The sequence below is a fragment of the Actinomadura chokoriensis genome (assembly GCF_039529475.1).
In the GTDB taxonomy this organism is placed as follows: Bacteria; Actinomycetota; Actinomycetes; order Streptosporangiales; family Streptosporangiaceae; genus Spirillospora; species Spirillospora bangladeshensis.
Genome location: NZ_BAAAMW010000014.1, coordinates 125906 through 145607, shown reverse-complemented (window position 1 = coordinate 145607; position 19702 = coordinate 125906). Strand labels below are relative to the sequence as shown.

Genomic DNA, 19702 nt, shown 5'->3' with positions numbered 1-19702 from the left:
CATCCGTGTCACTGGCTGTCGAGTGCCCTGCGCACCGATTCCTCGTCGCGCGCTACCACGGCGGCGCCGCCGGTCAGCACGATCGGCCGCTGGATCAGCACGGGGTTCGCCACCATGACCTCGATCCACCGGGCCCGGTCGTGCTCCATGTCCTTGAGCCCGAGCTCCTTGGCGACCGGCTCGTTCAGCCGCGCCACGTCCCACGGTTCGGCGCCGACGCGGGTGAGCACCTCGTCCAGCTCCTGGGCCGTGGGCGGCTCGTCCAGGTAGCGGCGCTCGGTGTACTCGACGCCGGCCTCGTCCAGCGCGGCCTTCGCGGCCCGGCTCTTCGAGCAGCGCGGGTTGTGCCAGATCTCCATCTACTCCACCTCCGCGGGGGTTCCCCCGGTGATCCTCAGCAGTTCCTCGTACGACGTGGGGAAGACGGTGTGCGGGTGCCCGCCGGCCGCCCAGACCTCGCCGTACCTGTTCAGCCAGACGTCCACGAGCGTACGGACCGGCGCCGGATGGCCGAGGGGCGCCACGCCCCCGATCGGCTGGCCGGTCGCCGCCCGGACGAACTCCGGCGTCGCCCGCCGCACCTTCGCCGCGCCCACCAGCGCCGCCACCTTCGCCGTGTCCACCCGGTGCGCGCCGCTGGTCATCACCAGCAGCGGCGCCCCGTCGGCGTCGAACACGAGGCTGTTGGCGATCGCGCCCACCTCGCAGCCCAGCTGCTCGGCCGCGGCCTGCGCCGTCCGCGCGGAGTCGGGGAGTTCGACGATGGTCCCGGTCGCGCCCTGGTCGCGCAGGGCTTTCGCGACGATTTCGGCATTCGGATGCATGGGAAGCACTTTAAGCTTCCCGCATGCGCGGGATACCGATCGACGTGCGGAGAGGCGCGGTGCTCCTGGCCGCGGCCGTCGCCCTGGCGGGGTGCAGCGGGACGGAGCGGGCGGAGCCCCGCGCGCAGGAGGGCTCACCGGCCGCGACGGCGCCGGCGGCGCCCTCCGCGACGCCGGAGCCGTCCCCCGCGCGTCGCACGCTGAAACCGGGGGCGAAGGGGGCCGACGTCAAGGCCCTCCAGCAGCGCCTCAAGGACCTCAGCTACGACCCCGGCAAGGCGGACGGGAAGTACGGGCCGTCCACGCAGATGGCCGTGTGGGCGTTCCAGGCGGTCAACCGCCTCAAGCAGAAGAGCACGGTGGGCGCGTCGTTCTGGGAGGCCCTGGACGCGCCGAAGCAGCCGCGCCCGATGGCGAAGAAGCGCGAGAAGGACCGCGTCGACGTCGATCTGAAGCGGCAGTACCTCGTCCTCTACAAGGACGGCAGGCCGCGCCTCATCTCGCACATCTCGTCCGGTTCGGGGGAGTACTACTGCGCCAAGGACCGCGGCGCCACCGTCGCCCGGTGCCGCTACGCGACGACGGGCACGGGCGACTTCCGGACGGGGCGCCGCTTCGCCGGCTGGGAGACCTCGCCGCTGGGGCGCCTCTACAACCCGGTCTACTTCAACGGCGGCATCGCCTTCCACGGCGCCCTGGACGTGCCCCGGTACCCGGCGTCGCACGGCTGCGTCCGGATGCCGATGCACATCGCCGAGTACTTCCCGGACCTCCTCGGAACGAACGTCCCCGTGCACGTCAGGCGGCCCCGCTAGCCTCCCGGCGGCCCCGCCCGGCCCTTGCCCGGCCCTCGCCCGGCGCTTCGCGGGTGAACTGTCGTACCCCGCTGTTGTACTGCCGTCATGCCCGCTGACCTGCGGCGCACGACACACGTTCGAACACGTTGACGAATCGCCGTCAGGGCGGTTTACTGTGAATGCGTCGAACTTATGTTCGACGTTGGTGCGGGACTCGCGGCCCGCGCCAGGGCGACGTCCCCGCCGATCGCGGTGTTTCGGCGGGACGGACGGCCGGGCGGAGTGAGGGGAAGCTCTCCGCCCGGCCGGCCCGAGCCCGGAAGGAGGCACACATGTCCGGAACGATGACCGCACGCGGGGTCCACTCCGCCGCCCAGTCCGTCCCGCCACCCAGCCCACGCCACCGCCCGATGCCCGCGCCGCGCCCGGCGCACACGGCCGTCGGCCAGCTGCACGCCGCCCGCATGGGCCTCGCCGAGGCGGCCGAGGCCTCCTCGCCCGCCGTCCGCTACGTCTGCGCCCACCTGGCCGCGCTGCGCGCGGCCGCCGCGGTGCTGGCGTCCAAGGAGCCCCTGGAGACCCACCGCCGCGGCCGGCCGCGCAGCGTGTGGGTGCTGCTGCCCGAGGCCGAGCCCGCACTGCGCGAGTGGGCGGCGTTCTTCGCCGCCGGCGCCGACAAGCGCGCCGCCGCCGAGGCGGGCCTGCCGCGCGCCGTCACCCCGCGCGAGGCGGAGGAACTCGTGCACGACGCGGAGGTGTTCGTCACCCTCGTCGAGGACACCCTCGGCATCGACGGGCTGCCCACCCTGCCGGTCCCCGAGGCCAGCTGACCCCCACCGGAGGCCCGCCCCGCCTCCCCGGCCCCGGCGTGTCCCCGGACGATCGCGCCGGCGGCGGCCGCAACCCCCCCGAGCCGGCCCCGCCGGCGCGATCCCGCGCCCGCCCCCGCCCCTGCCCCTGCCCGTGCCCGCCCCTGCCCGTGCCCGTCGTCCGGCCCGCCCCTGCCCGCACGGCCCCGTCCGGAGGCGCGCGGCGGGGGCCTGATAGACATCGCCGCATGACGGGAACGCTGCCGCTGGACGGGATGCGCGTGGTGGAGCTGTCCAGCTTCGTCGCGACGCCGCTGGGAGGGATGACCCTCGCGCAACTCGGCGCGGACGTCATCCGCGTCGACCAGGTGGGCGGCGGCCCCGACATCGACCGGTGGCCGCTCGCCGCGTCGGGCCGGAGCCTGTACTGGGCGGGGCTGAACAAGGGCAAGCGGTCGGTGACCGCCGACCTGCGCTCGCCGGAGGGCCGCGAGGTGGTCGCCGCGCTCGCCGCGGAGAGCGGCATCGTCCTGACCAACGCGCCGCCGCGCCCGGGCCTCACCTACGAGGAGCTGAAGGCGGCGCGGCCCGACCTGATCCATGTCCGGCTCCAGGGCACCCGCGGCGGGGGCAACGCCGTCGACTACACGGTGAACGCCGCCACGGGCTTCCCGGCGATCACGGGGCCGTCCGGCCGCGACGAGCCGGTCAACCACGCACTGCCCGCCTGGGACGTGGCGTGCGGCCTCTACATGGCGATCGGGCTCCTGGCGGCCGAACGGCACCGCCTGCGCACCGGTGAGGGGCAGAGCCTCCGGATCGCCCTCCAAGACGTCGCCCTGGCCACCGCGGGAAACCTGGGGTATCTCGCGGAGGCGCAACTGGGCGAGCCCAGGCCGCGCCTGGGCAACCACCTGTTCGGCGACTTCGGACGCGACTTCGCCACCGCCGACGGCCGCGTCATGGTCGCCGTGCTCACCGCGCGCCACTGGCGCGACCTCGTGGAGGCCACCGGGCTCGGCGAGGTGGGCGCCGCCCTGGAACGCGCCCTCGGCGCCGATTTCCGCCGCGCCGGCGACCGCTACGCCTACCGCGAGGCGCTCGGCGGCGTCCTCGCCCCCTGGTTCGCGTCCCGCACCTGCGAGCAGGTCGGGGACGGTCTAGAGGGCACGTCCGTCCTGTGGTCCCGCTACCGCGGCTTCGCCGAAGTGGCCGCCGCCCTGCACGACGAACCCCTCATGGGCCTGCTCGACCAGCCCGGCATAGGCCCGCATCTCGCTCCGGGCTCCCCGCTGCGCCTCGGTGACGCCTCCCTGCCCCCGGCCCCCGCCCCCACCCTTGGCGAACACACGGACGAGGTCCTGCGGGACGTCCTGCACCTGCCCGCCGAACGTATCGAGGCCCTCCGCGACACCGGCGCCATCGCCGGCCCCTGACCCGCCGCCGGGGGCGGCCTCCCCCGTGCGGGGAGTAGGGCGTATCGGTGGCGGTATGTCCTGATATGAGATTGTTAGGAGGGCGAAGTACGGGAGGGACGGGCGGTGGCGGGGCAGGGCGGGCGCGGGCTGGTACCGCTGCTGGCGTTCCTCGGCGTGATGGCCTACTCGCTGTCCATGGCCGTCGTGACGCCCGCGCTGCCGCAGATCCAGGAGGGTCTGGACACCACCCCGGCGGGCGCGGCGTGGGCGCTGACCGCGATGACGCTGTCCGCGGCGGTCGCCACGCCCGTGGTCGGGCGGCTGGGCGACCTGTACGGGCCGCGGCGCGTCCTGCTGGCCGTGCTCGCGATCGCGACCGCGGGGATGGTCGTCGCCGCGCTGGCCCCGACCGTCCCGGTCATGCTGGTGGGACGGGTGCTGGGCGGCGTCGGCGGCGGCGTGTTCCCGCTCGCGTACACGATCATCCGGGACGTCGTCCCGCCCGCCCGGACGGCGTCCGCGGTCGGCCTCATGTCGTCCATGCTGGGGCTCGGCGGCGCGGTGTCCTGGTGCCTGGCCGGGCCGATCATCGACTTCCTCGGCTGGCGGTGGCTGCTCTGGCTGCCGGTGGCCGGGCTCGTGCCCGGCCTCGTCCTCGCCTGGTGGATCGTGCCGCGGTCGGCGCCCGCGAAGGCGGCCCGGGTCGACTGGTGGGGCGCCGTCCTGTTCGCCGCCTGGCTGGTGGCCGCGCTCACCGCGCTGACCGAGGGCCTGGACTGGGGCTGGACGTCCCCCGGCGTCCTCGGCCTGCTCGCCCTCTCGGCCGTGACGGCCGCCGTCTGGCTGCGGGTGGAGGGCCGCGTCGCCGACCCGCTCGTCGACCTGCGGCTGATGCGCGTGCGCGGCGTCTGGACGGCCAACGCCGCCTCGCTGCTGTCGGGCTACGCGCTCATGGCCGGCGGCCTGCTGTTCCCGCTGCTCGTCCAGCTCCCCGCCGACACCGGGTACGGCTTCGGCGGGACGGCCACCCAGGCGGCCCTCCTGCAGCTCCCCGCCAGCATCGGCATGACCGCCGCCGGCATGACGGCGGGCCTGCTCGACCGGCGGATCGGCTCCCGCATGGTGCTGTTCGGCGGAGCGCTGATGACCGGCCTCGGCTACGCGTTCGTGGTGCTCCAGCACGCCGCCATGTGGCAGCTCTACGTCGGCGGCCTGGCCCGGGGCATCGGCCTCGGCTTCGCCTACGCGGCCGTCGCGAACCTGGTGGTCGCCGCCGTCCCCTCGGGCGAGACGGGCGTCGCGACCGGCATCAACACCCTCATCCGGACGGTCGGCGCGTCCCTCGGGACGCAGATCAGCGCGGTCGTCATCGTGGTCGTCCCCGGCGAGGCCGGCTACACGGCGGGCTTCGCCATGAGCGCCGCCGCCATGGCCGTCGTGCTGCCCCTGGCGCTGCTCGCCCCGCGCCGCCGCCGGGCGCGCGGACGCGGAACGGGGCCCGGCGCGGTGCCGGACCCCGTCTCGGTCGTTCAGTGAAGCGGGTGGTGCGGTGCTTCGGATCGTGCGGTGAATCAGAAGGACTCGACGGCGCGGCGCGCCTCCGGGTCCAGGACGCCCCAGCCGATCAGCTCCTCGGTCAGCTCGGTCGGGGACTTGTCGTAGATGACCGCGAGTGAACGCAGGTCTTCCTGGCGGATGGACAGGACCTTTCCGTTGTAGTCGCCCCGCTGGCTCTGGATCGTCGCGGCGTAGCGGGCGAGAGGACCGGCCTTGTCTTTCGGAAGCTGCTGCAACCGCTCTAGATCGATCACGAGCTTGGGTGTAGGCCCGAGCGGGCTCGGCGCGGCTCCGCCGGGCAGCAACTCGGATACCGGCACGCCGTAGAAATCGGCGAGCTCGGCCAGCTTCTGAACGGTGACGGCGCGGTCGCCCCGCTCGTACGAACCCACGACGACGGCCTTCCAGCGGCCACGTGACTTCTCTTCCACGCCGTGCAGGGACAGGCCCTGCTGGGTGCGGATGGCGCGCAGGCGCGCGCCGAGAGCCTTAGCGTATTCAGACGGCATTCTCGGCCCCCCAGGCTCACTTTCAGCGTCGTCGGACCCCGGTCTTGTGTCACCGGGGGGAGACAGATTCGCGAAGCCAGGGGGCCTCAAGAGTCTGTCTCCAGGGATGGTTACGGACAGTGACGGTAAAACGGGTACGGCGCCAGGTCAAGCTGATTGGAAAAAAGCGGTCGAATCCGCAGGACTCGATCCGGGCCGTCCGGATCGCGCCCGCGCCGTGCGCACGCGTGCCGCGGGTCGCGTCACCGAGCGCGTCCGGCCGCCGAATGTGACGCCTCTCACCTGCGAAGACGTGGACCGGTCCGGGTGCGGGGCGGTCCGGGCCGGCTGCTAACGTGGGGGAGACACGACGTCCTTTAAGGCCCGTCCCGTGAGGCGGGGAAGGAGGTTTCGGCGGTGAATGCTGCCTCCGGACAGGAGCAGCGCGTGGCGGACGGTGACCCCCGGCCCAAGGCCGTTCTGGAGGGTCCGGACATCAGACGCGCGCTGACCCGCATCGCACACGAGATCCTCGAGCGGACCAAGGGCGGCCACGACGTCCTGCTGCTCGGCATCCAGACCCGCGGCGTGACGCTGGCCGAGCGGCTGGCGGGGGCGCTGCGCGAGGTCGAGGGGCGCCCGGTGCCCTGGGGCTCGCTCGACGTGACCATGTACCGGGACGACCTGCGGATGCGCCCCGCCCGCGCTCTCGGCCGCACCGAGCTGCCGCCCGGCGGCGTCGACGAGAAGGTCGTCGTGCTGGTCGACGACGTGCTGTTCTCCGGCCGGACGGTGCGCGCCGCGCTCGACTCGCTGAACGACCTCGGCCGGCCGCGCGCCGTCCAGCTGGCCGTGCTGGTCGACCGCGGGCACCGGGAGCTGCCGATCCGCGCCGACTACGTGGGCAAGAACCTGCCCACCTCGATGCGCGAGACCGTGAAGGTCCTGCTGGACGAGAACGACGGCCGCGACGCGGTCCTGCTGGGACCGGCGGGAGGCGCCGAATGAACCGCCATCTGATCTCCGCCGCCGACCTGTCCCGCGACGACGCGCTGCTCGTCCTGGACACGGCCGAGGAGCTGGCGCAGATCGCGGGCCGCTCCATCAAGAAGCTGCCGACGCTGCGCGGCCGGACGGTCGTCAACCTCTTCTTCGAGGACTCCACCCGCACCCGCATCTCGTTCGAGGCGGCCGCCAAGCGGCTGTCCGCCGACGTGATCAACTTCTCCGCGAAGGGGTCGAGCGTGTCCAAGGGCGAGAGCCTGAAGGACACCGCCCTCACGCTGGAGGCGATGGGCGCGGACGGCGTCGTCATCCGGCACGGCGCCTCCGGCGCGCCGCACCGGCTCGCCGGCTGGGTGCGGGGCAGCGTGGTCAACGCAGGCGACGGCACGCACGAGCACCCGACCCAGGCGCTGCTGGACGCGTTCACGATGCGCAAGCGCCTCGGCGACCTGGAGGGACGCCGCGTCACGATCGTCGGGGACGTGCTGCACAGCCGCGTGGCACGATCCAACGTCCTGCTGCTGGACACGCTCGGCGCGGACGTCACCGTGGTGGCGCCGCCGACGCTGCTGCCCGTCGCCATCGACACCTGGCCGTGCTCGGTCTCCTACGACCTCGACGGCGTCATCCCGAAGAGCGACGTCATCATGATGCTGCGCGTCCAGCAGGAGCGCATGAACGCCGCCTACTTCCCGACCGTCCGCGAGTACAGCCGCCGCTACGGGCTGGACGGCGACCGCATGGCGCAGCTCCCCGAGCACGCCATCGTCATGCACCCGGGCCCGATGAACCGCGGCGTCGAGATCGCCGCCGAGGTCGCCGACTCGGTCCGCTCCACGATCGTCGAGCAGGTCGCCAACGGCGTCAGCGCCCGCATGGCGGTCCTCTACCTGCTGCTCGGCGGCTCCGAGCCCGCGATCGGCCAGGAGGTCTCGAAGTGACGACGTACATCATCAAGGGCGCGCGGATCCTCGGCGGCGAGCCCGCCGACATCCTGGTCCGCGAGGGCGCCATCGCCGAGGTGGGCCGCGGCCTGGACGCGGCCGGCGCCCAGGTCCTCGACGCCGGCGGGCTCGTGGCCCTGCCCGGCCTGGTCGACCTCCACACCCACCTGCGCGAGCCCGGCCGCGAGGACGCCGAGACCGTCGAGTCCGGGACGCGGGCCGCCGCGATGGGCGGGTACACCGCCGTCCACGCGATGGCCAACACCGACCCGGTCGCCGACACCGCCGGCGTGGTCGAGCAGGTGTGGCGCCTCGGCCGCGAGGCCGGGTACTGCGACGTCCAGCCCGTCGGGGCGGTCACCCGCGGCATCGCCGGCGAGAAGCTCGCCGAACTCGGCGCCATGGCCGACTCCGCGGCGCGGGTGCGGGTGTTCTCCGACGACGGGCACTGCGTGTCCGACGCGGTCATCATGCGCCGCGCGCTGGAGTACGTGAAGGCGTTCGACGGCGTCGTCGCCCAGCACGCGCAGGAGCCGCGCCTCACCGAGGGCGCGCAGATGAACGAGGGCGAGATGTCGGCCGCGCTCGGCCTGCGCGGCTGGCCCGCGGTCGCCGAGGAGGCGATCATCGCCCGGGACGTGCTGCTCGCGCAGCACGTCGGGTCGCGGCTGCACGTGTGCCACGTGTCCACGGCCGGCTCGGTGGAGATCATCCGCTGGGCGAAGAGCAAGGGCTGCCCGGTGACCGCCGAGGTCACCCCGCACCACCTGCTGCTGGACGACGCCCGGGCCGGCACCTACGACCCGATCTTCAAGGTCAACCCCCCGCTGCGCACCGCCGACGACGTCACCGCGCTGCGGCACGCGCTCGCCGACGGCACGATCGACTGCGTCGCCACCGACCACGCCCCCCACCCGGTCGAGGCCAAGGAGACCGAGTGGGCCGTGGCCGCCATGGGCATGATCGGGCTGGAGACCGCGCTGCCGGTCGTCCAGGAGGCGATGGTCGAGACCGGGCTGCTCGACTGGGCCGGGGTCGCCGACCGCATGTCCGCCCGCCCCGCCCGCATCGGCCGCCTTTCCGGACAGGGTCGTCCGCTCGAGGCAGGTTCGCCCGCCAACATCACGCTGTACGACCCGTCGCCGCGCCGCGCGGTGGACCCGTTCGCCCTGACCTCCAAGAGCCGCAACACCCCCTTCGCGGGGCTGGAGCTGCCCGGCCGGGTCGTCGCGACGCTCCTGCGCGGCCGGCCGACCGTCCTGAAAGGGAAGCTCCAATGACCCCTGCTCTGCTCGTTCTGGAAGACGGCAGGGTGTTCCACGGGACCGCGTACGGGGCCGAAGGGGAGACCTTCGGCGAGATGGTCTTCAACACCGGGATGACCGGCTACCAGGAGACCCTCACCGACCCCTCCTACGCCCGCCAGATCGTGGCCATGACATCCCCCCACATCGGCAACACCGGCATCAACGGCGAGGACCCCGAGTCCCGCCGCATCCAGGTGGCCGGCTACGTGGTGCGCGAGCCCGCCCGGGTGGCGTCCAACTGGCGCGCCACCGGCTCGCTGGGCTCCGCGCTGCGCGAGCAGGGGATCGTGGGCATCGCCATGTCCGGCACGCGCGCCCTGACGCGCCACCTGCGCGACAAGGGCGCGATGCGCGCCGCCATCTTCAGCGGGGCGGACGCGGTGGCCCCCGGCGCCGACGTGCTCGTCGAGCGCGTGCGGCAGAGCCCCTCGATGGAGGGCGCCGACCTCGCCCGCGACGTCTCCACCACCGAGCCCTACGTCATCCCCGCGCAGGGCCGGAAGCGCTACACCGTGGCCGCGGTCGACCTCGGCATCAAGGCGATGACGCCCAACCGGCTGGCGATGCGGGGCTGCGAGGTGCACATCCTGCCCGCGGCCAGCACCACCGAGGACATCCTCGCCCTCGGCCCCGACGGCGTGTTCTTCTCCAACGGCCCCGGCGACCCGGCCGCCGCCGGCTACGCCGTGGACGCGCTGAAGGGTGTCCTCGACGCCGGCACGCCGTTCTTCGGGATCTGCTTCGGCAACCAGATCTTCGGCCGCGCGCTGGGCCTCGGCACCTACAAGCTGAGGTTCGGCCACCGGGGCGTCAACCAGCCCGTCCAGGACCGCGCCACCGGCCGGGTCCACATCTCGGCCCACAACCACGGGTTCGCCGTGGACGCGCCCGCCGACGGCCCGTTCGACACGCCCTACGGCCCCGCCGAGGTCAGCCACGTCAACCTCAACGACGGCTGCGTCGAGGGGCTGCGGCTCCTGGAGCGGCCCGCGTTCAGCGTCCAGTACCACCCGGAGGCCGCCGCCGGCCCGCACGACGCGTCCGGGCTCTTCGACCGTTTCTGCGAGCTGATGGAGGCGTCGAAGTAATGCCGCGCAGGGAAGACCTGAAGTCCGTCCTGGTCATCGGCTCCGGGCCGATCGTCATCGGCCAGGCGTGCGAGTTCGACTACTCCGGCACCCAGGCGTGCCGGGTGCTGAAGGCCGAGGGCCTGCGGGTGACGCTGGTCAACAGCAACCCGGCCACGATCATGACCGACCCCGAGTTCGCCGACGCGACCTACGTCGAGCCGATCACCCCCGAGGTCGTCGAGAAGATCATCGCCAAGGAGCGGCCGGACGCGCTGCTGCCCACCCTCGGCGGCCAGACGGCCCTGAACACCGCCATCGCGCTGTACGAGGGCGGCGTCCTGGAGAAGTACGGGGTCGAGCTGATCGGCGCCGACGTGGACGCCATCCAGGCCGGCGAGAACCGCGAGCGGTTCAAGGAGGTCGTCGCCAAGGTCGCGCGCGAGCAGGGCCTGAACGCCGAGTCCGCCAAGTCGGTCATCTGCCACACGATGGACGACTGCCTCGCGGCGGCCGGCGAGCTCGGCTACCCGCTGGTCGTCCGGCCGTCGTTCACGATGGGCGGGCGCGGCTCCGGCTTCGCCCACGACGAGGACGACCTGCGCCGCATCGCGGGCGCCGGGCTCGACGCGTCCCCGACCAGCGAGGTGCTCCTGGAGGAGTCGATCCTCGGCTGGAAGGAGTACGAGCTGGAGGTCATGCGCGACCGCGCCGACAACGTGGTCATCGTGTGCTCCATCGAGAACCTCGACCCGATGGGCGTGCACACCGGCGACTCGATCACGGTCGCGCCCGCGCTGACGCTCACCGACCGCGAGTACCAGAACATGCGGGACGTCGCGATCGCGGTGATCCGCGAGGTCGGCGTCGACACCGGCGGCTGCAACATCCAGTTCGCCGTGCACCCCGGCACCGGCCGGATGATCGTCATCGAGATGAACCCGCGCGTGTCGCGGTCGTCGGCGCTGGCCTCCAAGGCGACCGGCTTCCCCATCGCCAAGATCGCGGCGAAGCTCGCGATCGGGTACACCCTCGACGAGATCCCGAACGACATCACCCGCGAGACGCCCGCGTCGTTCGAGCCCACGCTCGACTACGTCGTGGTGAAGGTGCCCCGGTTCGCGTTCGAGAAGTTCCCCGGCGCCGACGGCACGCTGACCACGCACATGAAGTCCGTGGGCGAGGCCATGGCCATCGGGCGCTGCTTCACCGAGGCCCTGCAGAAGGCGCTGCGGTCCCTGGAGAAGAAGAACTCCTCGTTCAGCTGGGCCGGCGACTTCGACGTCGAGGCCCTCGTCGAGTCGGCCGGGCGGCCGCACGACGGGCGGCTCCGCGACGTCCAGCGGGCGCTGTGGGCCGGGGCGGGCATCCAGGACCTCTACGAGGCGACCGGCATCGACCCCTGGTTCCTCGACCAGATCGCCGCCATCAACGAGGTCGCCGAGGAGATCCGCACCGCCGACGACGCGCTCACCAGGGACAAGCTGCTGCGCGCCAAGCGGCACGGGTTCTCCGACGCGCAGATCGGCGAGCTGCGCGGCCTGTCGGAGGAGGTCGTGCGCGAGCTGCGGCACGCGCTCGGCGTCCGCCCCGTGTACCTCACGGTCGACACGTGCGCCGCCGAGTTCGAGGCGCAGACGCCGTACCTGTACTCGGCCTACGACGAGGAGACCGAGGTCCCGCCGGGCGGCAAGCCCAAGGTCATCATCCTCGGCAGCGGCCCCAACCGCATCGGCCAGGGCGTCGAGTTCGACTACTCGTGCGTCCACGCCTCGTTCACGCTGGCCGAGGCCGGCTACGAGACCGTGATGGTCAACTGCAACCCCGAGACGGTCTCCACCGACTACGACACCTCCGACCGGCTCTACTTCGAGCCCCTCACGCTGGAGGACGTCCTCGAGGTCGTCTACGCCGAGCAGCAGTCCGGCGAGGTCGCGGGCGTCATCGTCCAGCTCGGCGGCCAGACGCCCCTCGGGCTCGCCCAGAAGCTGAAGAACGCCGGCGTGCCGATCGTCGGCACCTCCCCGGAGAGCATCCACCTCGCCGAGGAGCGCGGCGCGTTCGGGCGCGTCCTGCACCGGGCCGGGCTGCTCGCGCCCAAGCACGGCACCGCCACGTCCTACGAGGAGGCGCGCGAGATCGCCGACGAGATCGGCTACCCGGTCCTCGTCCGCCCCTCGTACGTGCTCGGCGGACGCGGCATGGAGATCGTGTACGACGACGTCACGCTGGAGTCGTACATGGCCCGCGCCACCGAGGCGAGCCCCGAGCACCCCGTGCTCGTCGACCGCTTCCTGGACGAGGCCATCGAGATCGACGTCGACGCCCTGTTCGACGGCGAGGACCTCTACCTCGGCGGCGTCATGGAGCACATCGAGGAGGCCGGGATCCACTCCGGCGACTCGGCGTGCGCGCTGCCGCCGATCACGCTGGGGCACGACGACATCCGCCGCATCCGGGAGTCGACGGAGGCGCTCGCGCGCGGCGTCGGCGTGCGCGGGCTCATGAACGTCCAGTACGCGCTCGCCGCGGGCGTCCTGTACGTCCTGGAGGCCAACCCGCGGGCGTCCCGCACGGTGCCGTTCGTGTCCAAGGCGACGGCCGTGCCGCTCGCCAAGGCGGCGGCGCGGGTCATGATGGGCGCCACCATCGCCGAGCTGCGCGCCGAGGGCATGCTGCCCGAGACCGGCGACGGCGGCACCCTGCCGCTGGACGCGCCGATCGCGGTGAAGGAGGCCGTCCTGCCCTTCGACCGGTTCCGCAACGAGCGCGGGCAGGGCGTCGACATCGTCCTCGGCCCCGAGATGCGGTCGACCGGCGAGGTCATGGGCATCGACGAGGTGTTCGGCACCGCGTTCGCCAAGTCGCAGCAGGGCGCCTACGGCGGCTCGCTGCCGACGAAGGGGCGTGTCTTCGTGTCCGTGGCGAACCGCGACAAACGGCACATGGTGTTCCCGGTGAAGCGGCTCGCTGACCTGGGCTTTGAGATTCTTGCCACGGAAGGGACCGCGGAGGTCCTGCGCCGCAACGGCGTGCGTGCCAAGATCGTGCGCAAGCACAGCGAGGGTCCGGGCCCGTCCGGCGAGCCCACGATCGTGCGGCGCGTCCTGGACGGCGAGGTCGACCTCATCGTCAACACTCCCTTCGGCAGCCCCGGCCAGTCCGGGCCGCGGCTCGACGGTTACGAGATCCGCACCGCGGCCGTGCTGCGGGGCGTACCGTGCGTGACGACCGTGCAGGGGCTCGCGGCGGCCGTGCAGGGCATCGAGGCCGTCGCCGGCGGCCAGGTCGGCGTCCGCTCCCTCCAGGAGCACGCCGAGCGGATCGGCGGCGCCCGCGGGCGCGCCGGCGGGGACGGCGCGCTGTGACGCCCGGGTGACGACAGCCCGGGCGGGCCGGGCGGACGCGTCCGCCCGGCCCGCCCGGCGCACGACGAGGAGAGGGAGACGGGTGTCCGACACGCCGGTGCAGACGTCGGCGACGGTGCTGACGGTCCGCCAGGTGCAGGACTACCACGCGATGACGCTGGTGGCCCCGGCCATCGCCGAGCGGTTCCGGCCCGGCCAGTTCGTGGCGCTCGCCGTCGGCGGCGAGCACACGTCCCGGCTGGTCCGCCGGTGCTTCGGCGTGCACGAGGTCAAGTCCGACTACGGCGGCACCGTCGAGCTGGTGTTCGCCGACACCGAGCCCGGCACGGCGTGGCTCGCGGGCCGCCGCTCCCGCGACCAGATCGACCTCGTCGGGCCGCTCGGCCGCCCGTTCCGGCTGCCCCGCGACCCGGTGACGTGCCTGCTCGTCGGCGGCGGGCCCGGCGGCGCGTCGGTGTTCGCGCTCGCCGACACGCTGCTGCGGCGCGGCTGCCAGGTGCACTTCGTGCTCGGCGGGCCGTCCGCCCGGCAGGTGTTCGGCTCCCGGATGGCGCAGCGCATCGGCGACAGCTCCACCGTCGCCACCGAGGACGGCTCGATGGGGGAGAAGGGCACCGTCCGCGACGTGCTGCCCCGCGCCATCGAGGAGACCGGCGCCGACGTCGTCTACGGCTGCGGCCCGACGGGCCTGCTGCGCTCGGTCACCCAGGTCGCCGGCGACTTCGGCCTACCCTCGCAGGTGTCGGTCGAGGAGTTCCTGCAGCGGACCGGAGCGTGCGGCATCGGCGTCTGCATGACCTGCATGCTCCCCGTCCACGGCGAGGACGGCGTGACCCGCATGGTGCGCGCCTGCGCGGACGGGCCCGTCCTGCGCGGCGACCGCGTCCGCTGGGGCGACCTCGGCACCATCCCGTTCGACGCGCTGGGCGCGCCGCGCGTCCTGAGCGTCTCCGAGGGGGGCTCGCAATGAGCGACCGGGCCGGCGACCGGCTCAGCACCGCACTCGGGCCCCTGGAGCTGCCCAACCCCGTCATGACGGCCGCCGGGTGCGGCGGGACGGGACGCGAGCTCGCCCAGTTCTACGACCTCGGCCGCCTGGGGGCGTTCGTCACCACGTCCCTCATGCCGCAGGCGCGCGCGGGACGCCCCACGCCCCGCGTGACCGAGACCCCGAGCGGCCTCCTCACCGCCGTGGGCCTTCCCGGGCCCGGCGTCGAGACGTTCCTGGAACGCGACCTGCCCTGGCTGACCGAGCAGGGCGCCCGGACGATCGTCTCCATCGCCGGCGGCAGCGTCGAGGAGTTCGGCGACCTGGCCCGCCGCCTGCGCGGCGTCCCCGGCATCGCCGCGATCGAGGTCAACGTCGCCTGCCCCAACGTCGAGGACCGCGGGCGCGTGTTCGCCTGGCACCCGGCCGCCGCCGCGTCGGTCGTCCGCGCCGTCCGCTCCCACGCCCGGCCCGGCGTCCCGATCTTCGCCAAGCTCGCCCCGGACGTGACCGACATCGCCACGATCGCGCTCGCCTGCGTCGACGCGGGCGCCGACGGCCTCACCCTGATCAACACCGTGGAGGCCATGGCGATCGACCCGGGCACGCTGCGGCCCGCGCTCAGCGGCGTGTCGGGCGGGCTGTCGGGGCCCGCGATCCGGCCCATCGCGGTCCGCTGCGTCTACCAGGTGCACGCCGCGCTGCCCACCACCCCGATCATCGGCGTCGGCGGCATCGCCACCGGCCTGGACGCGCTGGAGTTCGTCCTCGCCGGCGCGTCCGCCGTCGCCGTCGGCACCGCCGTCTTCCACGACCCCATGGCGGGGCCCCGCATCCTGCGCGAGCTGGAGGAGGCCCTCGCGGCCCGCCGGATCGGCCGCCTCGCCGAGGCCGTCGGCCTCGCGCACAAGCCCGCCGGGTACGTCCCACCGCAGGTGCGCCCGCAAGAGCCCGTGAAGGAGAAGCCGTGACCGCCGCCCCCATCGCCGTCGCGCTGGACGCGCCCGACCTGGAGACGGCCGCGCGCTGGGCCACCCTGGTCACGCCGCACGTCTCCACCGTCAAGGTGGGCCTGGAGCTGTACCTGCGGTACGGCCCGGACGTCGTCGCCAGCGTGCGCGGGGCCAGCCGCGTCCAGGTCTTCCTGGACCTCAAGCTGCACGACATCCCGGCGACCGTGCGCGGCGCCGCCCGCGCCGTGGCGCGCCTCAAGCCGTCCTACCTGACCGTGCACGCCGCGGGCGGCCCCGCGATGATCCGCGCGGCGGTGGAGGCCGCCCCGAGCACGAAGATCGCCGCGGTGACGGTCCTCACGTCGCTCGGCGACGCCGACCTCACCGCCGTCGGGCTCGCCGGGCCGGCCCCGGACGCCGTCCGCCGGCTCGCCCTGCTGTCGGTCGAGGCGGGCGCGCAGGCCCTCGTCTGCTCGCCGCAGGAGGCCGCCGCCGTCCGCGCCGAGGTCGGCCCGGACATCACGCTGATCACCCCGGGTGTCCGCCCGGCGGGCGCCGCCACGCAGGACCAGGCCCGCGTCGCCACCCCCGAGGACGCCCTGGCGGCGGGAGCCGACCTCCTGGTCATCGGCCGCCCCATCACCGGCGCGCCCGACCCCGGCGCCGCCGCGGCCGCCATCGCCGCCGCGCTCCGCCGCACCGCCCCCGGCGAGTCCTGACCCGCGGGCGCCGGCTCCTGACCCGCGGGCGCCGGCGACGCACCGTGACCGGTGCGTCCGGGCCGCCCCGCGTGCGGCGGGAGAGCCGCGGGCGGCCTCGCGGGAAAAGCTCATTCCTCGAAAGTTTCGAAGGGTTCTTGGGCGTGCTGGAGCGCTCATTGTGGTTTTACTCGTATGCGAATGCAGGGGTCGGTGTGTTCGCATTGGGAGTACGTGCCGAACGAGGAACTCGTTCACGCGGAGTGGCGATTCCGGCCGGAGACGGCTCCGGCGATCGCCGGTCGTCCGCGTCCATGTCGGCGCCCTGGCGGCGGGCGGGGGAGCTGAGTGGCGGTGCGGCGGCCCTCCGAGCGGGAGACGATCTTGGCGGGGTCGGGTGTTGTCGAGGATGACAGTAACGGTGCCGCCGCGACGTGCGGAACGGCCCGGCGTGACGAGTGTCACGCGGTCGGGATCGGTTGTGGGGGACCTCACAGGGGCGGGGGGCGGCGGGCCGCGCGGGGCCGCCGGCGGACCGGCGGAACCGCGTCGCGGGACCGCGAACGGCAGTGACATAAGGGTACCGAGTGCCGTATTTGGGGTCGGAACGGGGGGATTTTCACGATCATGCGAAAGTCCCAGCAAGGCAAGGGGATGGGCCCCCGACCCCCTCGGATTGGGTACACTCTGTATTCAGGACACTCCGGGGAGTGATTTTCGTGAATTTGTGGTGGGCTAAACGGCACTTCACGTTGCCTTATGGGTGGTGAACTCGCTAGTTTCCCAACCCGTCCGACTCCGTCGAGTGGAAACCTGAGGTGACCCGGCGTGGCTCTTCCGCCCCTAACCCCCGAACAGCGCGCCGCAGCCCTGGAGAAGGCTGCCAAGGCTCGCAAGGAGCGGGCCGAGGTTAAGAACCGGCTCAAGCACGGGGGAACCTCGCTCGCCGAGGTTCTCAAAGAGGGTCAGTCCGACGACGTCATCGGAAAGATGAAGGTGTCGGCCCTCCTCGAATCACTGCCCGGTGTGGGCAAGGTCCGTGCGAAGCAGATCATGGAGCGTCTGGGCATCGCCGAGTCCCGCCGTGTGCGGGGCCTCGGTGCCAACCAGCGCGCCTCCCTGGAGAGTGAGTTCGGCGGAAGTGCGAACCGCTGACGCACGACTCACGGACGGGCGCGGCGGTCAGGCCGCCGCGGCCGGTGCGGGGCGACCCGCGGCCGGCTCCATCCCGCCCGGCTCCGGCGCACCCATCACTGCGCCGGACGGCTCCAGCACGCATGGCCCGCTCGCGCGGCGGCTGACGGTCCTGTCCGGACCGTCGGGCGTCGGCAAGAGCACGGTCGTCGCCGAGATCCGGCGCTCGCACCCCCGGGTGTGGCTGTCGGTCTCGGTGACCACCCGGGCCCCCCGCCCGGGTGAGACCGATGGTGTGCAGTACTTCTTCGTCGACGACGCCGGTTTCGACCGGCTCGTCGACGAGGGGGAGCTCCTCGAATGGGCCGAGTTCGCGGGGAACCGCTACGGCACCCCCCGCAGGCCCGTCGAGGAGCGCCTCGCCCGCGGCGAGCCGGTGCTCCTGGAGATCGATCTGCAGGGCGCCCGCCAGGTCCGCGGGACCATGCCGCAGGCGCGGCTGGTCTTCCTCGCCCCGCCCAGCTGGGACGAGCTCGTCCGCCGGCTCACCGGCCGCGGCACCGAGCCCCCCGAGGTGATCGAGCGCCGCCTCGACGCCGCCCGCGTGGAGCTCGCCGCCGAGAAGGAGTTCGACGTCACGCTCGTCAACACGTCCGTCCAGGACGTGTGCGACGAGCTGCTAGCCTTGATGGCTGACCAGTAAGCGACCTACCAGTGGAAGGCCACCGAGTGGCAGCCAGCAACGAGGGCATCACCAACCCGTCGATCGACGAGCTCCTGGAGGTCGTCGACACCAAGTACGGCCTCGTCAGCATCGCGGCCAAGCGCGCCCGGCAGATCAACGCCTACTACGCCCAGCTGGGCGAGGGCCTGCTGGAGTACGTCGGCCCGCTCGTCGAGACCCAGGTGCAGGAGAAGCCCCTGTCGATCGCGCTCCGCGAGACGCGCGAGGGCCTCCTGAACGCCGAGCCCATCGAGGGCTGAACGACCCCGCAAGGCGCCCGGCGCCGCTCCCGGCCTTCCGCGAGTCCGCATGTGGTCACCGGGCGGGGCGGGCTCCTGGCGCACCCGGGGGCCCCGGCGCGTGCGTCGCGGGGGCGTGATGGGATCGTGAGGGCATGACCTCCCGTAAGCCGCGCGTGGTGCTCGGTGTGAGCGCCGGCATCGCCGCGTACAAGGCGTGCGAGCTGCTCCGGCGGCTCACCGAGTCCGGCCACGACGTCACTGTCGTGCCGACCGCCGACGCGCTCCGCTTCGTCGGCGAGCCGACCTGGGCCGCGCTGTCGGGCAACCCGGTGTCCCCGCAGGTGTGGGACGGCGTCTCCGAGGTCCCGCACGTGCGGCTCGGGCAGGGCGCCGACCTGGTGCTCGTCGCGCCCGCCACCGCCGACCTGCTCGCCAGGGCCGCGCAGGGGCTGGCCGACGACCTGCTCACCAACACGCTGCTCACCGCCCGCTGCCCGGTGGTGTTCGCGCCCGCGATGCACACCGAGATGTGGGAGCACCCGGCGACCCGGGCGAACGTGGCGACGCTGCGGTCCCGGGGCGCGATCGTGGTCGAGCCCGCGTCCGGCCGCCTCACCGGCAAGGACACCGGCCCCGGCCGGCTGCCCGACCCGGCCGAGCTGTTCGAGGTCGCGCGGCACGTCCTGGCCCGCGGCGCCGACGGCCGCGACCTGGCCGGGCGCCGCGTCGTGGTCTCGGCCGGCGGCACCCGGGAGCCGATCGACCCCGTCCGGTTCATCGGCAACCGCTCGTCCGGCCTGCAGGGCTACGCGCTCGCCCGCACCGCCGTGGCGCGCGGAGCCCGTGTGACGCTCATCGCGGCGAACGTCGCCCTGCCCGACCCCGCCGGCGCCGAGGTCGTCCCCGTCGGATCGGCCGAGGAGATGCACAAGGCCGTCGTGGCGGCCGCCGCCGACGCGGACGCGGTCGTGATGGCCGCCGCCGTCGCCGACTTCCGGCCGGCCGGCTACCGGGGCTCGAAGATCAAGAAGGCGGAGGGCGCGGAGCCCGAGCCCATCCGGCTCCTCAAGAACCCCGACATCCTGGCCGGACTCGGCCGCGACCGGCGCCCCGGGCAGGTGATCGTGGGCTTCGCCGCCGAGACCGACGACGTCCTCGCCAACGGCCGCGCCAAGCTCGCCCGCAAGGGCAGCGACCTGCTCGTCGTCAACCAGGTCGGCGAGAACCTGACCTTCGGGCGCCCCGACAACGAGGCGGTGATCCTCGGCGCGGACGGCTCGCACACCGAGGTGCCGCGCGGCGCGAAGGACGCCCTGGCCGAGGTCGTCTGGGATCTCGTCGCCGCCCGCCTGGACGGCTCGCCCGCGCAATGATCGGAG

General features: G+C 73.5%; 19 protein-coding genes. 16 read left to right on the top strand and 3 right to left on the bottom strand.

From position 1 onward, the window contains the following. Positions 1-8: 8 nt before the first annotated feature. Both ABFX46_RS27385 and ABFX46_RS27380 read right to left on the bottom strand, forming a co-directional pair. A complete protein-coding gene (locus ABFX46_RS27385) occupies positions 9-359 on the bottom strand; it encodes an arsenate reductase family protein (protein ID WP_346046435.1) in 351 nt (116 codons plus the stop codon). Further along, the gene (locus tag ABFX46_RS27380) at positions 360-824 is read right to left on the bottom strand and encodes a YbaK/EbsC family protein (RefSeq protein ID WP_346046433.1); all 465 of its coding nucleotides are present in this window, start codon (positions 822-824) and stop codon (positions 360-362) included. A gap of 23 nt (positions 825-847) precedes the next feature. Here ABFX46_RS27380 and ABFX46_RS27375 point away from each other — a divergent pair, with 23 nt between their 5' ends. The 4 genes from ABFX46_RS27375 (at position 848) to ABFX46_RS27360 (ending at position 5384) form a co-directional block, all read left to right on the top strand. Next, positions 848-1639, top strand: a complete 792-nt coding sequence (locus ABFX46_RS27375; protein ID WP_346046431.1) for a L,D-transpeptidase family protein — start codon at positions 848-850, stop codon at positions 1637-1639. A 314-nt stretch (positions 1640-1953) separates the two neighbouring features. Continuing rightward, on the top strand, positions 1954-2451 hold the full coding sequence (locus ABFX46_RS27370; protein WP_346046429.1) for an SAV_6107 family HEPN domain-containing protein: 498 nt from the start codon (positions 1954-1956) through the stop codon (positions 2449-2451). 227 nt (positions 2452-2678) lie between these two features. Continuing rightward, the gene (locus ABFX46_RS27365) at positions 2679-3866 is read left to right on the top strand and encodes a CoA transferase (protein WP_346046427.1); all 1188 of its coding nucleotides are present in this window, start codon (positions 2679-2681) and stop codon (positions 3864-3866) included. 105 nt (positions 3867-3971) lie between these two features. After that, positions 3972-5384 carry an MFS transporter gene (locus ABFX46_RS27360; RefSeq protein ID WP_346046425.1) on the top strand — a complete coding sequence of 471 codons (1413 nt, stop codon included), beginning with the start codon at positions 3972-3974 and terminating at the stop codon, positions 5382-5384. 35 nt (positions 5385-5419) lie between these two features. Here the strand turns inward: ABFX46_RS27360 and bldD are convergent, their stop codons facing one another. Continuing rightward, positions 5420-5914 carry a transcriptional regulator BldD gene (gene bldD / locus ABFX46_RS27355; protein WP_021597992.1) on the bottom strand — a complete coding sequence of 165 codons (495 nt, stop codon included), beginning with the start codon at positions 5912-5914 and terminating at the stop codon, positions 5420-5422. A gap of 426 nt (positions 5915-6340) precedes the next feature. On the opposite strand from bldD, the gene pyrR reads away from it, so the two are divergent. The 12 genes from pyrR (at position 6341) to coaBC (ending at position 19696) form a co-directional block, all read left to right on the top strand. Then, on the top strand, positions 6341-6901 hold the full coding sequence (pyrR, locus tag ABFX46_RS27350) for a bifunctional pyr operon transcriptional regulator/uracil phosphoribosyltransferase PyrR (RefSeq protein WP_346046423.1): 561 nt from the start codon (positions 6341-6343) through the stop codon (positions 6899-6901). After that, complete coding sequence (locus ABFX46_RS27345; protein WP_346046421.1) at positions 6898-7839, top strand: aspartate carbamoyltransferase catalytic subunit; 942 nt, start codon at positions 6898-6900, stop codon at positions 7837-7839. Before pyrR ends, ABFX46_RS27345 begins: the two co-directional genes overlap by 4 nt. Continuing rightward, positions 7836-9122, top strand: coding sequence for a dihydroorotase (locus tag ABFX46_RS27340; RefSeq protein WP_346046419.1), 1287 nt, complete (start codon positions 7836-7838; stop codon positions 9120-9122). The genes ABFX46_RS27345 and ABFX46_RS27340 overlap by 4 nt, the downstream gene beginning before the upstream one ends. Beyond that, positions 9119-10237 (top strand): glutamine-hydrolyzing carbamoyl-phosphate synthase small subunit, encoded by a 1119-nt coding sequence (gene carA, locus ABFX46_RS27335; protein WP_346046417.1) that lies wholly within the window; start codon positions 9119-9121, stop codon positions 10235-10237. Before ABFX46_RS27340 ends, carA begins: the two co-directional genes overlap by 4 nt. Then, positions 10237-13584, top strand: coding sequence for a carbamoyl-phosphate synthase large subunit (gene carB, locus ABFX46_RS27330; RefSeq protein WP_346046415.1), 3348 nt, complete (start codon positions 10237-10239; stop codon positions 13582-13584). The genes carA and carB overlap by 1 nt, the downstream gene beginning before the upstream one ends. 82 nt (positions 13585-13666) lie before the next feature. Next, entirely contained in the window at positions 13667-14554 is an 888-nt protein-coding gene (locus ABFX46_RS27325) for a dihydroorotate dehydrogenase electron transfer subunit (RefSeq protein ID WP_346046413.1), read from the top strand. Continuing rightward, positions 14551-15543: a dihydroorotate dehydrogenase gene (locus tag ABFX46_RS27320; protein WP_346046411.1), complete on the top strand. Its 993-nt coding sequence runs from the start codon at positions 14551-14553 to the stop codon at positions 15541-15543. The genes ABFX46_RS27325 and ABFX46_RS27320 overlap by 4 nt, the downstream gene beginning before the upstream one ends. After that, positions 15540-16244, top strand: coding sequence for an orotidine-5'-phosphate decarboxylase (gene pyrF / locus ABFX46_RS27315; protein WP_346046409.1), 705 nt, complete (start codon positions 15540-15542; stop codon positions 16242-16244). Before ABFX46_RS27320 ends, pyrF begins: the two co-directional genes overlap by 4 nt. An 807-nt stretch (positions 16245-17051) precedes the next feature. Continuing rightward, positions 17052-17378, top strand: a complete 327-nt coding sequence (gene mihF / locus ABFX46_RS27310; protein WP_346046407.1) for an integration host factor, actinobacterial type — start codon at positions 17052-17054, stop codon at positions 17376-17378. Positions 17379-17472: 94 nt separating this feature from the next. Continuing rightward, positions 17473-18060, top strand: coding sequence for a guanylate kinase (gene gmk / locus ABFX46_RS27305; RefSeq protein WP_163056034.1), 588 nt, complete (start codon positions 17473-17475; stop codon positions 18058-18060). Between the two features lie 26 nt (positions 18061-18086). Next, complete coding sequence (gene rpoZ, locus ABFX46_RS27300; protein ID WP_021597645.1) at positions 18087-18341, top strand: DNA-directed RNA polymerase subunit omega; 255 nt, start codon at positions 18087-18089, stop codon at positions 18339-18341. Positions 18342-18475: 134 nt separating this feature from the next. Continuing rightward, positions 18476-19696 (top strand): bifunctional phosphopantothenoylcysteine decarboxylase/phosphopantothenate--cysteine ligase CoaBC, encoded by a 1221-nt coding sequence (gene coaBC, locus ABFX46_RS27295; RefSeq protein ID WP_346046405.1) that lies wholly within the window; start codon positions 18476-18478, stop codon positions 19694-19696. The last annotated feature ends 6 nt before the right edge of the window (positions 19697-19702 follow it).

Excerpts from the sequence above, each read along its gene's own strand:
- ABFX46_RS27385 (WP_346046435.1), bottom strand. The coding sequence starts at position 359 with ATGGAGATCTGGCACAACCCGCGCTGCTCGAAGAGCCGGGCCGCGAAG.
- ABFX46_RS27380 (WP_346046433.1), bottom strand. The coding sequence starts at position 824 with ATGCATCCGAATGCCGAAATCGTCGCGAAAGCCCTGCGCGACCAGGGC.
- ABFX46_RS27375 (WP_346046431.1), top strand. The coding sequence starts at position 848 with ATGCGCGGGATACCGATCGACGTGCGGAGAGGCGCGGTGCTCCTGGCC.
- ABFX46_RS27370 (WP_346046429.1), top strand. The coding sequence starts at position 1,954 with ATGTCCGGAACGATGACCGCACGCGGGGTCCACTCCGCCGCCCAGTCC.
- ABFX46_RS27365 (WP_346046427.1), top strand. The coding sequence starts at position 2,679 with ATGACGGGAACGCTGCCGCTGGACGGGATGCGCGTGGTGGAGCTGTCC.
- bldD (WP_021597992.1), bottom strand. The coding sequence starts at position 5,914 with ATGCCGTCTGAATACGCTAAGGCTCTCGGCGCGCGCCTGCGCGCCATC.
- ABFX46_RS27345 (WP_346046421.1), top strand. The coding sequence starts at position 6,898 with ATGAACCGCCATCTGATCTCCGCCGCCGACCTGTCCCGCGACGACGCG.
- carA (WP_346046417.1), top strand. The coding sequence starts at position 9,119 with ATGACCCCTGCTCTGCTCGTTCTGGAAGACGGCAGGGTGTTCCACGGG.
- carB (WP_346046415.1), top strand. The coding sequence starts at position 10,237 with ATGCCGCGCAGGGAAGACCTGAAGTCCGTCCTGGTCATCGGCTCCGGG.
- ABFX46_RS27320 (WP_346046411.1), top strand. The coding sequence starts at position 14,551 with ATGAGCGACCGGGCCGGCGACCGGCTCAGCACCGCACTCGGGCCCCTG.
- coaBC (WP_346046405.1), top strand. The coding sequence starts at position 18,476 with ATGACCTCCCGTAAGCCGCGCGTGGTGCTCGGTGTGAGCGCCGGCATC.